Here is a 13,353-nt window from a genome sequence, read left to right as displayed (position 1 = left end):
GGGAACCAACCGGGAGCGTCGTTCGCTGTGCTGGGTGAGAGCGTTCACGAGAGCACCCGACGAGCGAAGGAGTGACGGCATGGCTTCCCGCACCCGGTCCACAGGTCTCCCCCAGCGGTTCGCCGCCGTCCCGCTCGTCACCGTGCTCGCCGCCTCGACGCTCCTGCTCGTCCTTGCGAGCGCCGCCCTCGGCGGCTTCACGCTCCAGGCCCTCGTCGCCACGGCTGCGGCCGCGGCGCTGGTCGCGACCCTGGGCCGCACGGCCCACGTCCCCGTGCGGGTGCACGCCGTCCGGGCCCGGCCGGGCAGCCGGCGCGAGCACGTCGACGCCCCGACGGCGTACTGGTGCTCCGTGGACGCTCCAAGCCGTCCGCAACGACCTCGGGCGCCCGGCAGGCGCTGACCCGGGCGCGCGTGCGCGGCCCGGGCTCAGCCCCGCTGTCGCACCTGCCATCCGGCCACCATGCCGGGCCCGAGGAGTCCCATGCCTGACCTGCTGTCCACCCTGCTGTCCCCCGTCGTCTCCGCCGCCGCCTCGGTGCTCGCGGCCACCCACACGGTCGCTGGAGCACTCGGCCTGGCGCCGGGCTCCGCGGGCGCGTGGCCGCTTGCCATCGCCCTTCTCGTCGTCGCCGTGCGCGTCGCCCTGCTGCCGTTCGTCGTCCACGGCGTCCGTTCTGCCCACGCGCGGGCGCGCGCCACACTGCAGCTGCGAGCCCTTCAGCAGACGTATGCCGGTCGGCGTGACCTCGAGAGCCTGCAACGTATGCGTCTGGCGCAGAAGGAGATCCACGCTGAACACGGCGTCTCGTCGTGGAGCTTCGCACCGATGCTGCTGCAGCTGCCGCTCGTCTACGCGCTCTACCGCGTCGTGTCGGACCTCGCGTCCGGGCACGGTGTCGGGGCCCTGGACGCCGGGTTGGTCGCCTCGGCCGGGGCGGCGTCGGTCGTCGGCCTGCACCTGACCAGTCGGGTGGGCACGACGCTCGCCACCAACCTGCCGGGCGGACTCGTGCTCGTCGCGCTGGCACTGGTCGCCGCGGGCCTGGCCTTCGCGACCCAGCGCTTCCTCGTGCTGCCGGCGACCGACCTCACCGGGCAGCCCGGTGCGATGGTGTCGGTGCAGCGGGCCATGCCGTGGCTGTCGGCGAGCGGCGTGCTCGTCGGCGCCGCGTTCGTGCCCGCGGGCCTGCTCGTCTACTGGGTGCTGACGAACGCCTGGACGTTCGCGCAGCAGGCCGTGATCACGCGGGTCGCGCCGACCCCGGGTTCGCCGGCGGCAGCCCTTCGTCGCTGACTCCCGAGGTGCCTCGAGAACCCTCGGGGAAGAGGCTTGACCTTGACGTTGCGTCAGGGTTGCACGCTCGTCTCATGACAACGACACACGCCATCGAGATCGCCGGACTGACGAAGTCCTACGGCGACACCGCGGTGCTCAGAGGGGTTGACCTGACCGTGCCCGCGGGGTCGATCTTTGCCCTGCTGGGCAGCAACGGCGCTGGCAAGACGACCGCCGTCAAGATCCTCGCCACCCTGCTCACCGCCGACGGTGGCACGGCCTGCGTCAGCGGTCACGACGTCGGCTCCGAGCCGGCCAAGGTACGCGAGTCCATCAGTCTCACAGGCCAGTTCGCCGCCGTCGACGAGATCCTCACCGGCCGCGAGAACCTCGTGCTCGTCGCGCAGTTGCGCCGGGTCGCCGAGCCGGGACGGGTCGCGGACGGGCTGCTCGCGCGGTTCGGGCTTACCGAGGCGGGTGGCCGCCGGGCCGGCACCTACTCCGGCGGCATGAAGCGCCGACTCGACATCGCGATGAGCCTGATCGGCGACCCGCCCGTCCTGTTCCTCGACGAGCCGACGACCGGCCTCGACCCGCAGTCGCGACTCGAGGTGTGGAGGACGGTCCGGGCCCTCGCCGGCCGCGGCACGACCGTCCTGCTCACCACCCAGCACCTCGACGAGGCCGAGCACCTCGCCGACCGGATCGCGATCCTCCACGAGGGCCGCATCATCGCGAACGGCACGCTCACCGAGCTCAAGGCGCTGATGCCGCCCGCCGAGATCGAGTACGTCGAGAAGCAGCCGACGCTCGAGGAGATCTTCCTCGCGGTCATCGGCCACGATCCCGCCGAGCCGGTCACCTCCACACCCGCCACGTCGACGCCCGCCACGTCCGCGTCCGCCACGAACTGAGGACCAGAGATGACGACCCACTTCTTCAGCGACACGACCGTGCTGCTCAAGCGCTCACTGCGCCACATCCTGCGCAGCCCCGACACCATCATCACCACGGCGATCACCCCGATCGCGATGCTGCTCCTCTTCGTCTACGTCTTCGGCGGGGCGATCAACGCGGGCAGCGAGTCCTACGTCAACTACCTGTTGCCGGGCATCCTTCTCATCACGGTCGCCTCGGGCATCGCCTACACGGCGTTCCGGCTCTTCACCGACGTGTCCGGCGGCATCTTCGAGCGGTTCCAGTCGATGCCGATCAGCCGGTCCTCGGTGCTCTGGAGTCACGTGCTGACCTCGCTGGTCGCCAACCTCATCTCCGTCGCCCTCGTCGTGCTCGTCGCCCTCGTCATGGGCTTCCGCTCGAGCGCGAGCATCGGCGCCTGGCTGGCCGTGCTCGGGATCATGGTGCTCTTCACCCTCGCGCTGACCTGGCTCGCCGTGATCCCGGGGCTCACCGCGAAGTCCGTCGACGGGGTGAGCGGCTTCTCCTACCCGCTGATCTTCCTGCCGTTCATCAGCTCGGCGTTCGTGCCGACCGCCGGCATGCCCGGCCCGGTGCGGTGGTTCGCCGAGCACCAGCCGGTCACCGCGATCGTCGACACGATCCGCGACCTGTTCGCCCGGCAGCCCGTCGGCGGCGGCGTGTGGGTCGCGCTCGCCTGGTGCGTGGGCCTCCTCCTCGTCGCCTATCTCCTCGCGATGCGCACCTACCGCGCGAAGGTCGCCTGACGACGTGCCCGGTCACACGGCATACGCCATCTCACCGGCGCGTCAGGACAATGGGCCCATGCTCACGATCAGCCAGCTGGCCGCGTACGCCGGCGTGACGGTGCGCGCCGTGCGGCACTACCACGCCAAGGGGTTGCTGCCCGAGCCCGGACGCGACCAGTCCGGCTACCGGCGCTATGACGCGGCCGCCGTCGTCCAGCTCGTCCGCATCCGCACGCTGGCCGACGCGGGCGTCCCGCTGTCGCGGGTGAGCGAGCTGCTCGACGCGGGAGCCGAGGAGTTCGCGGCGGCGGTCGAGCAGATCGACCGCCGCCTGCGGGCCGAGATCCGCGAGCGGCAGCGGCACCGCGACCGCATCGCGAAGCTCGCTGCCGGCGAGAGCCTGACCCTGCCACCCGAGGCCGTCGCCTACGTCGACCGGATGCGCGAGCTCGGCTTCCCGCAGCGGCTCATCGAGGTCGAGCGCGACAGCTGGATCCTCATCGCCGCGCAGATGCCCGAGGCGGTCGCCGACCTCATGGAGATCAAGCAGCTCCAGCTCGAGCACGAGGGGCTGCGCCGGCTCTACCTCGACATCGGCGACCTCGTCGACTGCGGACCCGACGACCCGCGGCTGCCGGCGCTGGCCGACCGGGTCAGCGCCTTCATCGAGGCCGCTGCCGCCGAGGCGCAGGACTTCGAGGACGTGCACCCGGTCAGCGCCGAGCTGATCGCACTGCTCGACGCCGCCTTCGTCGAGTCCTTCCCGTGCGCGGCACGCCTGCTCGAGCTGCTCGAGGAGCGCGGCTGGACGGGCTGGACGGACATCCGGCGGCTCGAGCCGGCCTGAGCGTGGGCCGCGCCGTCGGGGCGCTGGGAGACGGGCGACGCACGGACCGCCAGAATGTCTGCCATGACTGGTCCCGGACCCACCGACGAGGCGCGGCAGCTGCTGCTCGACCACGTGGACCGTACCCTCACCGGCCCGCTCGAGGACCCTGCGGTCCTCGCCGCCGTCGTCGGGGTCGAGCGCCTCGTCGTGGCCACCCGGTCGACGGACGCGGACGTGCTCCGACTCGCGCTCGACGGAAAGCTCACCGCACCCGACGCCCCCAGCGCCGACCTGAAGCGCGTCAGCGAGCTGGTCGCGGAGGGTGAGCACCACGTCGTCGCCGGCCTCGTCCGGCGGGCGGAGGGCCTGCCCGCCGACGCGGCCGTCGTCAACGCCGACGCCGGCGGCTACGAGATCATCACGGACGCAACGCTTCTCCGGGCGGCGGTGCGTGCCGCGCAGCGGTCGATCGACTCGATGCCCTACTACGGCGCGCGCTACGGGGCTCGCGGGTCACGCTTCGCCACCACCGACTCGGCCTGGCTCGTGTCCCTCGCCTGGCTCGACGCACCCGGCGCCGTCCGACAGGTCCAGTGGCTCGCGCGGGTGCTCGCCGCCCGGGGCATGCCGTCGTGGCTGCTCGCGATCCACCTCGACGAGCTGGTGCGCGAGGTGGCGTCCGTGGCCGACGCCGAGGCCGTCGGTGCACTTCCGGCCGCTGCCGCCGCTCTGGCGTCCGCCCGGCGAGCGCACGTCGACGACGAGCTGGTGCAGGCTGCTGACGCCTGGGCCGACGAGGCGCTCGGCGAGTCCTCGCCCGTGCCCCGCGCCGGGGCGCTGATGGCCGCCGCCGTGGCCGACGCCCGGTCAGGTCTGACGCGCGACGACACCGCTCTGGTCGACTGGCTCACCGACGGCGAGCGGGTCTCGGACACCGTAGCGACGGCGCTGCGCGAGGTCCGTCGGCGCATCGTCGACGCCGCGCGCTGACCCTCCGGCTCGGGGGAGCCCGGCTCGGTGACCCGCAAGAGGTGCGTCGGGCCTAGCGGATCAAGCCGTCGGCGACCGAGACGACGAACCCGCCGAGCATGAACGACGCGATCGCGGATGCCAGCGCGACCGGCGACAGCTCGGGGATGAAGCGACGGGCCCCGGTCACCGGTGCGGGCGAGCCGTGGTGGTCGTGGGTGAGAGCGTGGCCCTTGCCGCGTCGCAGCAGGTATCGGTTGACCGGGTAGGCCGCGGCGAAGGCGGCGACGAGCGAGATCGCCATGCTCACCCAGAAGACGGCGTTGACGAGGCCGGCATCCATCGCCCCGGGGATGACCGCCACGACGAGGTTGTCGACGACCTCCATCGTGAGGATGGAGACGGTGTCGGCCGCGAGGACGAGGCGCAGGGCCGCGCCGAAGGTCAACCCCGTCCGCAGGAGCGGGAGGCTTGAGAGCGTGTAGCCGAAGAGGAACGCCAGGGCCACGGACAGGACGATCGTCGCGCCGGTGGCGAGCCCGATCGCGGTTCCGATCATCAGTCCGAGGATCTCGCCGATGGCACACCCGGTGAGGCAGTGGAGCGTCGCGCTGGCTGCCATCGACGCCAGTCCGACGGAGTGGTGGTCGTGCCCACCCTGACTGTCGCTGCTCGCACCTGCGTGGTGACTGTGCTGCGCCCCGTGTGCGGTTCGCGAGGTGTCGTTCATGGCTGGTGCCTCCGTCGGGATTCGCCCAGCATACCCCCCATGGGTATGCGTCGCGAAGATGTCAACGACAGTCGTCCCGTCGGCCATTCCCGATCCCGGCCGATGTCTTCTTCAACGGTGCGAAGTATGCCTACTCACGCCCACCCCGGCCGGATGGTGCTTCTCTTGAACATGGACAGCACCTCGTCACACCCGCGCGACGTCGTGCTCGGTGTCGGGCACCTCGTGGTGGGTGCCGCAGGCTTCGCCTTCGGCGGCTTCCTCGTCGTCGCGAGCCAGGCCCCCGGAGCCGAGCTCGAGACGGCGCTTTTCCTACCCGGGCTCGCGATCATGGCCGTCGGCCTCGCCTTCGCCTGTGCCGCCCTCTTCAGCTTCCGGTCGCCGGGCGGCCCACTGCACGTCGTCCTCGGTGTGCTCGAGTTCTTCACCGGTGCCGGGCTGTTGGCCGGCGCCGCCGTGGCGATCAGCGGCTACGGCGCCTTCGAGCCCTGGCGTTCCCCCCTTCTCGTGCCCTCGCTCGTGCTGATCGCGTTGGGGCTGTGGGCGGTGCGGCGGACCTTCAGGGCACGACCCGAGTAGGGCCGCCGACAGGCGGTGTCACATTCTCTCGGCCACGATCGTCATCAGACCAGAAGCGCACGACGACGAAGGAGCTGACATGAAGACCATGACCTGCCGAGCCCTGGGCGGCGCCTGCGACCTCGAGCACACCGGCGCCGACGCCGACGCCGTGATCAAGTCCCAGGACCGCCACCTCAGGGAGGCCGTGAAGGCCGGCGACGCCTCTCACCAGGACGCCCGTGATGCCATGAAGGCACGCTGGCGGCACCCCAAGAAGTCGATGGGCTGGTACCGCGACACCAAGGCAGCCTTCGCCGCCCTTCCAGAGGCCTGAGGCGGTCGGTCGAACTCACCGCCTTTCCGACGGGGCGCGCCCGAGCGGCGCGCCCCCTGGGGGACAGCGACCGACCCGGTGGAGAGGGAAGCGGAGCTCCCCGTGCGCGGCTCGTGAGTCCTACGCTGGTGCTCATGGCCGCGCTGCCGCGCTTCAACTTCCCACGATTCTTCGGGGTCGTGGACGCAGGACGCCTCGATCGTGAACTGTCCTGGTACGAGCTCGCGGACGAGCTGTGGGACCAGTCGTCCGAGCTCAATGCCGAGCTGATGGACCACCCGCTGTGCGGCGGCGCCGTGTCCCGGCTCGGCGGGCGGGGTGAGACGTCGTGCCAGTACGCGTTGTTCATGCTGCGATGGCTCGACCAAGCACCCGAGGACTTCCTCACCGGCCCGGTCGTCGACGTCGGTGACACCACGCTGCCGCGGGCAGGTGCCGGGCGTCGCCTGAGGTGGGACCTGAGCGAGCTCCACGCTGATCTCAATGAGCGGCGTCGCCAGGAAGGGCTGACGTGGGCCCAGCTTGCCGCCGAGATCGACTGCACGCCAAGCAGGCTGACCAACCTGCGCACCGCCCGGTTCGCGGATCTCGACCTGACGATGCGCGTGACGCAGTGGCTCGGCCGACCTGCAGCGGACTACATCCGACCCGCCGACTGGTGAGCAGGCGCCGCGGCCGTGCAGCGGCTCAGAAGTTGTTGGCCATGTTGGTGAAGCGGCTGAAGTGGCCCTGGAACGCGACGACGATCGTGTCGGTGGGACCGTTTCGGTGCTTGGCCACGATGAGGTCGGCCTCGCCCTCACGAGGTGAGTCCTTCTCGTAGGCCGCCTCGCGGTGGAGCAGGATCACCATGTCCGCATCCTGCTCGATCGAGCCCGATTCTCTGAGGTCGCTCATGGCGGGCTTCTTGTCGGTGCGCTGCTCCGGACCACGGTTCAGCTGCGAGATCGCGATGACCGGGACCTCGAGCTCCTTGGCGAGCAGCTTGAGCGCACGCGAGAACTCGGAGACCTCCTGCTGACGGGACTCGACGCGCTTGCCCGAGCTCATCAGCTGGAGGTAGTCGATGACGACGAGCTTGAGGTTCTCGCGCTGCTTGAGCCGGCGGCACTTGGCACGGATCTCCATGAGCGACATGTTGGGCGAGTCGTCGATGAAGAGCGGGGCGTCGGAGACGCGGCCCATCGTCGAGGCAAGACGGGTCCAGTCCTCCTCGCGCATGGTGCCCTTGCGCATGTGCTGGAGCTGGATGCCCGCCTCGGCCGACAGCAGTCGCATCGTGATCTCGGTGCGACTCATCTCGAGCGAGAAGACGACCGCGGCCATCTTGTGCTTGATCGCGGCCGACCGCACGATGTCGAGCCCGATGGTGGAGTTGTGGGTCGGGATCATCGAGTCGCCGGCCAGGTACAGGTGATCGTCGGCCGCCACCTCGATGCAGCGCACCGGGACAGACTCGACCTGACGCACAGCCGTGATGAACCGGGCCGACCGTCGGGTCACGGTCTTGCGCCGGAGCTCCTTGTGCCGCAGCGCCTTGCGCGGCAGCCAGAAGACGTCGTCATCGCACGTGAAGTTCACGTTGTATGCGGTGGAGGACTCAGCCGATCGACCCTTGACCGCGCGAGTCGCGATGCTGCAGCGGTAGCCGAGGCTGACGACGAGCTCACGCACTCCCTCGGCGAGAGCACGGTTCGTCACGGTGAACTGCACGCATCCGCCGTTGGTCACGGTGCCATCGGTGTCGAGCAGACCCGCGAGCAGGTCGCGACGCTGGGGCTCGCTCGCCCGCAGGTAGGCCGAAGGGATGTGCTTGTCGCCAAGGACCCCGAGGCCACGCAGGAGGGCAGTGACAGTGCCGTGGTCCTCGCGGCAGGACTGGCACCGACGGAGGCCCGATGACGTCGCACCGCAATCTGGACAAGTGGGACGAGCATCGGCGCCGCCGAGACCCTTGGCTCGGCCGCCACATGAGCGGCCGCAGGTCTTCACCTGGGAGGTGAGAGGCACGAACTGCTCGCCGCACACGACGCACTCCCGTGCCGCGACCGGCGCCTCAGGAAGATGGAGCGAGTAACGCATGGCAGCAGCGAGAGGCTGTACGACGAGACCCTCAGCCTCCAGGCGCATCACCATCTCGGGATCAGCTGTGGTGATCGAGGCTCCGGCGCTGGTGCCATCACCGAGCCACGCCCCCAGGACATAAGGGGCGACCGGGAGGAGCTGCTCGTCGAGCTGGAGAGCACCCGCGTTTTCGACAGAGTGGTTGAGTCTCGCCTCGGCAGTCTCGGTCCGCACCGACATCGCCAGTTCCGCCGTCGTGCGAACCGAACCCGAGCTGTTGGCGCGGCGCTCGGCTCGCGAACGCGTCAGCCACTGGTGCTGCTCGTCGGCGACGAGCACTGAGCCGTCCGAGAACTCGACTTCATAGCAAGGCCGGTCGAGCATCACCTCTGTCGCGGCGACCACCCGGGTGGGGCGCCCGTCCGAGCCGATGACGAAGTCGCCGACCGCGATCTCTCCCATGGTGGTCCAGCCGGCGGGCGTCGCCAGCGGGGTGTCGAGGGCCAAGGCCTTTCCCATTGCCGGCCTGGCGGCGATGACGATCATCTGGCCCGGGTGCAGACCGTTGGTCAGGGCGTCGAAGTCGGTGAATCCCGTTGGCACACCGGTCATCTCGCCGGACCGGCCTGAGGCGACCTCGATCTCGTCGACCGTCGCCTCGATGATGTCGCCGATGGCGTGGTAGTCCTCGCCGCCGCGCTTGTCGGCCACGGCGTAGACCTCGGCCTGTGCGGCGTTGACGATGTCCTCGACGTCGCCGCCGCCCTGGGCGTAGCCGAGCTGGACGATGCGGGTGCCGGCCTCGACGAGGCGGCGCAGCACCGCGCGCTCGGCGACGATCTGGGCGTAGTAGCCGGCGTTGGCGGCCGTGGGGACGGATGCGATGAGCTGGTGCAGGTAGGCCTGGCCACCGACGCGGCCGAGGTCGCCGCGCTTGGTCAGCTCGTCGCTGACGGTGATCGCGTCAGCGGGCTCGCCGCGGCCGTAGAGGTCGAGCACGGCGTCGTAGATGAGCTCGTGCGCGGGGCGGTAGAAGTCGGTGCCCTTGAGCTGCTCGACGCAGTCGGCGATGGCGTCCTTGGACAGGAGCATGCCGCCGAGCACGGACTGCTCGGCGCCGACGTCCTGCGGGGGGAGGCGGTCGTCGGGCGGGCCGCCGTCACGGGTCGACGACGACGCGAAAGCGCTCGTGCTCAGCTCGTCGAGCGACACGTGCTCCCCTTCCCCTGAGAGTTCCCCTGAGTGGTGCGTGAGTGGTGCGTGAGTGGTGCATGAGGTCATGCACGGGTGGTGCGTGAGTGAATGACAGCGGTGCAACCTCGGTCCACACCAGTAGACAACGCGGCGCCGACAGGGCCGGCGGCGGGCCCTACCAAACCCGCCGGACCGCCCTCCCCGAGGAGCACCGTGCAAACCTAGGCCCGGGCCCACCCGCGCACAAGACGGCCTGTGGACAACCTGGGGACCCACGTCGCCGACACGCCGTCAACAGGTGTGGACAACGTGTGTGAACAACTGTGCACGTGTGGCCCGGGTCACAACGCCTCGTGCGGTGTGACCTGCGCAAACGGTCGTCCACGGCCTGTGGGTAACAACCCCGCCCTGCCTGTGGGGTTTTCCACAATGCCGATGCGTGCCGGCGTCACCAAAGCGTGGGCCACCCTTTACCACGCCTTTGACGAGGGCGTATGCCGTTCAGCCAGACCCGCGCCCGCAGGGTCTGTCCGTGGGACGGGCGACCTAGAGTCGTACGCATGTGCCGCAACATCCGACAGCTCCACAACTTCGAGCCCGCCGCGACGTCCGACGAGGTGCGCGCCGCCGCGCTGCAATACGTCCGCAAGGTCAGCGGCAGCACCAAGCCCAGTCAGGCCAACCAGCACGCGTTCGACGAGGCGGTCGAGGCGATCGCCCACGCGACCCAGCACCTGCTCGAGCACCTGACCACGAGCGCTCCTCCGAAGGACCGTGACGTCGAGCGTCAGAAGGCTCGCGAGCGCAACGCCATCCGTTTCGGCACCCCCGCCTGAGCCCGGCCGCGGGTCCGGCGCCCGGGGCCCGCCCGTCCGCGTGCTCGCGCCTCCGGACATCCCCGTCATCACCCTGCGGGCGGGCTGACCCGCCTACGCTGCCGGCATGGGCTTCTGGGCGAGACAGGTCACACCGCGACTCGTCGCCGGCAACGAGAGCCCCGCGATCCGTGAGGCACGCGGCCGCGCCTGCGCCGGTCTGCGGGGCGAGGTCCTCGAGCTCGGGTTCGGCAGCGGCAACAACATCGGCCTGTACCCGGTCGAGGTCACCCGGGTCATCGCGGTCGAGCCCTCCGACGTCGGCTGGGGCCTCGGCGCCGAAGCCCGCGCGGGCAGCCCGATCCCCATCGAACGCGGCGGCCTCGACGGGCAGCGGCTCGACCTGCCCGACGCCAGCGTCGACAGCGTGCTCTCGACCCTGACCCTGTGCACCATCCCTGATGCCGCGGCCGCCCTGTCCGAGGTGCGCCGCGTGCTGCGCCCGGGCGGAGCGTTGCATTTCCTCGAGCACGGCCTCTCGCCCGACGAGGGGATCCGACGCTGGCAGACACGTCTCGAGCCGCTCCAGAAGAGGGTCTTCGACGGCTGCCACCTGACCCGGCCCATCGACGAACTCGTCGAGCAGTCCGGACTCGTCATCGAGCAGGTCGACCGCGCCTACCTCCCGCTGCCGAAGCTCATGCGTCCGTGGGCTTTCGGCTACCTCGGCCGCGCAACCAAGCGCTGACCACTCCCTCCGGGCGCTGGCTCCTGGTGACCCCGCCCTCGACCTGAGGGTTCTGGACGGCTGAAGTCCCGTCCGACGCGCGGACTACGGTGGGCGCATGAAGACCGGTCCGCACCCCGACCTCGTGTCGGCGGTGCGGGCCGCTCTCGAGCAGCAGGCTGACCCGGTCCGCGCGGCCGGCCAGCAGCGCTACATGAAGTCGGCGATGCCGTACTTCGGTCTCACCTCGCCGCAGCTCAAGGCCACCCTCGCTCCCCTGCTGCGCGACCCGGTCTTCACGATGGAGTCGCGCGACCAGTGGGTGGCCACCGTCACGGCACTCTGGGATGGCGCCACGCACCGCGAGCAGTGGTATGCCGCCATCGCCCTCGCGCGCCACCGCCCCTACCGAGCGTGGGTCGACAGCGACGCGATGCCGTTGTGGCAGAGCCTGATCCGGTCCGGTGCCTGGTGGGACGTCGTCGACGACATCGCGACGCACCTGGTCCGCGACACCGTTCTCGCCACCCCGTCGGTCGAGGGCCTGAGGATGCGAGAGTGGGCGGCAGCCGACTCGCTGTGGGTGCGCCGTGCGGCGATCATCTGCCAGGTCGGTGCGGGTGCGCGGCTCGACCAGTCCCTGCTCGCCGACGTCATCGAGCCGAACATCGACGACCGGGAGTTCTTCAGCCGCAAGGCGATCGGCTGGGCCCTGCGAGACCACGCGCGGCACGACCCCGACTGGGTGCTCGCCTTCGTCGCGGCGCACCCGCACCTCTCGGGCCTGTCGCGACGCGAGGCGCTCAAGCACCTCGAGGCGCCGGCGTGAGCGGGCCGACCGCCGACGCAGGTCACCCGGGTCACCGGCGCGAGATCGTCCGGCTGGCGGTTCCGGCGTTCCTCGCCCTCATCGCCGAGCCGCTCTTCCTCCTCGCCGACTCGGCCATCATCGGCCACCTCGGCACGGCCGAGCTCGCAGGGCTCGGGGTCGCGAGCGCCGCCCTCGTCACGGCCGCCGGCATCTTCGTCTTCCTCGCGTACGGCACGACGAGCGTCGTCGCCCGCCATCTCGGCGCCGGCGACGAGAGCTCGGCGATCAGCGCCGGCATCGACGGCCTCTGGCTCGCGATCGGCCTCGGAGTCGTCACGGCCGCAGTGGTCGCCGCCGGGGCCCGTCCGATCAGTGCGGTGTTCGGGGCGTCACCTGCCGCGCTGGAGCAGGCGACGACCTACCTGCGCATCTCCGCCTTCGGCATCCCGGCCATGCTCGTGATCCTCGCGGTCACCGGCGTACTGCGTGGCCTCCAGGACACCACGACGCCCCTCGTGGCGTCGGTCGTCGGCTTCGGGGCCAACATCGCCCTCAACCTCCTCTTCGTCTACGGACTGCACTGGGGCATAGCCGGTTCCGCGTGGGGCACCGTCATCGCGCAGACCGGCATGGGCCTGGCCCTCGTCGGCGTGCTGCTCGCGAGGTCGCGGGCGCGGCAGGCCCGGCTGCGCCCCCACCCCGGGCGCGTCCTCGCGGCCGCGCGCACCGGCATACCCCTGCTCGTGCGCACCCTGGCCCTGCGCGCGACGCTGGTGGTCACGACGTGGGTAGCGGCCTCGCTCGGTGACGTGCCGCTCGCCGCCCACCAGGTCGCCATGACTCTGTGGTCGTTCCTCGCGTTCGCGCTCGACGCCCTCGCGATCGCCGGGCAGGCGATCACCGGTCGCGCCCTGGGCGCCGGCGACCGCGAGGGGGTGCGCGTCGCGATGGGCACGATGGTGCGCTGGGGCGTCTGGGGAGGCCTCGGTCTGGGCCTGCTGCTGGCCGCCCTCCACTCGGTCATCCCGCCGCTCTTCACCACCGACCCTGCCGTGCGGGGAGCCCTCGGGGCCGCTCTCGTGGTCGTGGGCCTCGGGCAGGCGGTCGCCGGCTACGTCTTCGTGCTGGACGGCGTGCTGATCGGCGCCGGCGACGGCGCCTGGCTCGCGTGGGGCATGGTCGTCACCTTCGTCGCGTACCTGCCGTTCATCCTCGTCGTGCGCACCGCAGGGCCGAGCGGCTCCCCCAGCCGTGACGTCGTCGTGCTCTGGGCGGCCTTCACGGCGTTCATGGTCATCCGCGCTGTGGTGCTCGGGTGGCGGGCCCGCGGTGACGCCTGGATGGTCACCGGCGCCCGCTGACCCGGCGCCCCC

15 protein-coding genes are annotated in these 13,353 nt (G+C 71.0%); 13 read left to right on the top strand and 2 right to left on the bottom strand.

The features are described 5' to 3' along the window. The first annotated feature begins 79 nt into the window (after positions 1-79). The 6 genes from AB4091_RS07220 (at position 80) to AB4091_RS07195 (ending at position 4,765) form a co-directional block, all read left to right on the top strand. Entirely contained in the window at positions 80-403 is a 324-nt protein-coding gene (locus tag AB4091_RS07220; protein ID WP_442291048.1) for a hypothetical protein, read from the top strand. A gap of 81 nt (positions 404-484) precedes the next feature. Next, complete coding sequence (gene yidC / locus AB4091_RS07215; protein WP_442291047.1) at positions 485-1,297, top strand: membrane protein insertase YidC; 813 nt, start codon at positions 485-487, stop codon at positions 1,295-1,297. Between the two features lie 74 nt (positions 1,298-1,371). After that, positions 1,372-2,193: an ABC transporter ATP-binding protein gene (locus tag AB4091_RS07210; protein ID WP_442291046.1), complete on the top strand. Its 822-nt coding sequence runs from the start codon at positions 1,372-1,374 to the stop codon at positions 2,191-2,193. A 9-nt stretch (positions 2,194-2,202) separates the two neighbouring features. Further along, positions 2,203-2,964, top strand: a complete 762-nt coding sequence (locus AB4091_RS07205) for an ABC transporter permease (RefSeq protein ID WP_442291045.1) — start codon at positions 2,203-2,205, stop codon at positions 2,962-2,964. Between the two features lie 58 nt (positions 2,965-3,022). After that, entirely contained in the window at positions 3,023-3,793 is a 771-nt protein-coding gene (locus AB4091_RS07200; RefSeq protein WP_442291044.1) for a MerR family transcriptional regulator, read from the top strand. A 63-nt stretch (positions 3,794-3,856) separates the two neighbouring features. Then, complete coding sequence (locus tag AB4091_RS07195) at positions 3,857-4,765, top strand: hypothetical protein (protein ID WP_442291043.1); 909 nt, start codon at positions 3,857-3,859, stop codon at positions 4,763-4,765. A 52-nt stretch (positions 4,766-4,817) separates the two neighbouring features. On the opposite strand, the gene AB4091_RS07190 is transcribed toward AB4091_RS07195, so the two are convergent. After that, complete coding sequence (locus AB4091_RS07190) at positions 4,818-5,366, bottom strand: DUF4396 domain-containing protein (protein WP_442291042.1); 549 nt, start codon at positions 5,364-5,366, stop codon at positions 4,818-4,820. A gap of 273 nt (positions 5,367-5,639) precedes the next feature. On the opposite strand from AB4091_RS07190, the gene AB4091_RS07185 reads away from it, so the two are divergent. The 3 genes from AB4091_RS07185 to AB4091_RS07175 all read left to right on the top strand — a co-directional run bounded on the left by AB4091_RS07185 (position 5,640) and on the right by AB4091_RS07175 (position 7,031). Next, complete coding sequence (locus AB4091_RS07185; RefSeq protein ID WP_442291041.1) at positions 5,640-6,053, top strand: hypothetical protein; 414 nt, start codon at positions 5,640-5,642, stop codon at positions 6,051-6,053. A 79-nt stretch (positions 6,054-6,132) separates the two neighbouring features. Next, on the top strand, positions 6,133-6,369 hold the full coding sequence (locus AB4091_RS07180) for a hypothetical protein (protein ID WP_442291040.1): 237 nt from the start codon (positions 6,133-6,135) through the stop codon (positions 6,367-6,369). 134 nt (positions 6,370-6,503) lie between these two features. Continuing rightward, positions 6,504-7,031 (top strand): hypothetical protein, encoded by a 528-nt coding sequence (locus tag AB4091_RS07175; protein WP_442291039.1) that lies wholly within the window; start codon positions 6,504-6,506, stop codon positions 7,029-7,031. 25 nt (positions 7,032-7,056) lie between these two features. Here AB4091_RS07175 and dnaB read toward each other — a convergent pair whose 3' ends face one another. Continuing rightward, positions 7,057-9,645: a replicative DNA helicase gene (gene dnaB, locus AB4091_RS07170; protein ID WP_442291038.1), complete on the bottom strand. Its 2,589-nt coding sequence runs from the start codon at positions 9,643-9,645 to the stop codon at positions 7,057-7,059. A 542-nt stretch (positions 9,646-10,187) separates the two neighbouring features. On the opposite strand from dnaB, the gene AB4091_RS07165 reads away from it, so the two are divergent. From AB4091_RS07165 to AB4091_RS07150, 4 genes are all read left to right on the top strand, one after another. Then, positions 10,188-10,463, top strand: a complete 276-nt coding sequence (locus AB4091_RS07165) for a DUF2277 domain-containing protein (protein ID WP_442291037.1) — start codon at positions 10,188-10,190, stop codon at positions 10,461-10,463. A gap of 106 nt (positions 10,464-10,569) precedes the next feature. Next, positions 10,570-11,190 carry a class I SAM-dependent methyltransferase gene (locus AB4091_RS07160; protein WP_442291036.1) on the top strand — a complete coding sequence of 207 codons (621 nt, stop codon included), beginning with the start codon at positions 10,570-10,572 and terminating at the stop codon, positions 11,188-11,190. A gap of 97 nt (positions 11,191-11,287) precedes the next feature. Then, positions 11,288-11,998: a DNA alkylation repair protein gene (locus AB4091_RS07155; protein ID WP_442291035.1), complete on the top strand. Its 711-nt coding sequence runs from the start codon at positions 11,288-11,290 to the stop codon at positions 11,996-11,998. Next, positions 11,995-13,341 (top strand): MATE family efflux transporter, encoded by a 1,347-nt coding sequence (locus tag AB4091_RS07150; RefSeq protein ID WP_442291034.1) that lies wholly within the window; start codon positions 11,995-11,997, stop codon positions 13,339-13,341. The genes AB4091_RS07155 and AB4091_RS07150 overlap by 4 nt, the downstream gene beginning before the upstream one ends. Positions 13,342-13,353: the final 12 nt, after the last annotated feature.

Origin of the sequence: Terrabacter sp. 2RAF25 (genome assembly GCF_052115265.1) — a bacterium.
Classification (GTDB): domain Bacteria; phylum Actinomycetota; class Actinomycetes; order Actinomycetales; family Dermatophilaceae; genus Terrabacter.
The sequence above is the reverse complement of the archived record's forward strand: the minus strand, read 5'-3'. Positions and strand labels throughout refer to the sequence as shown.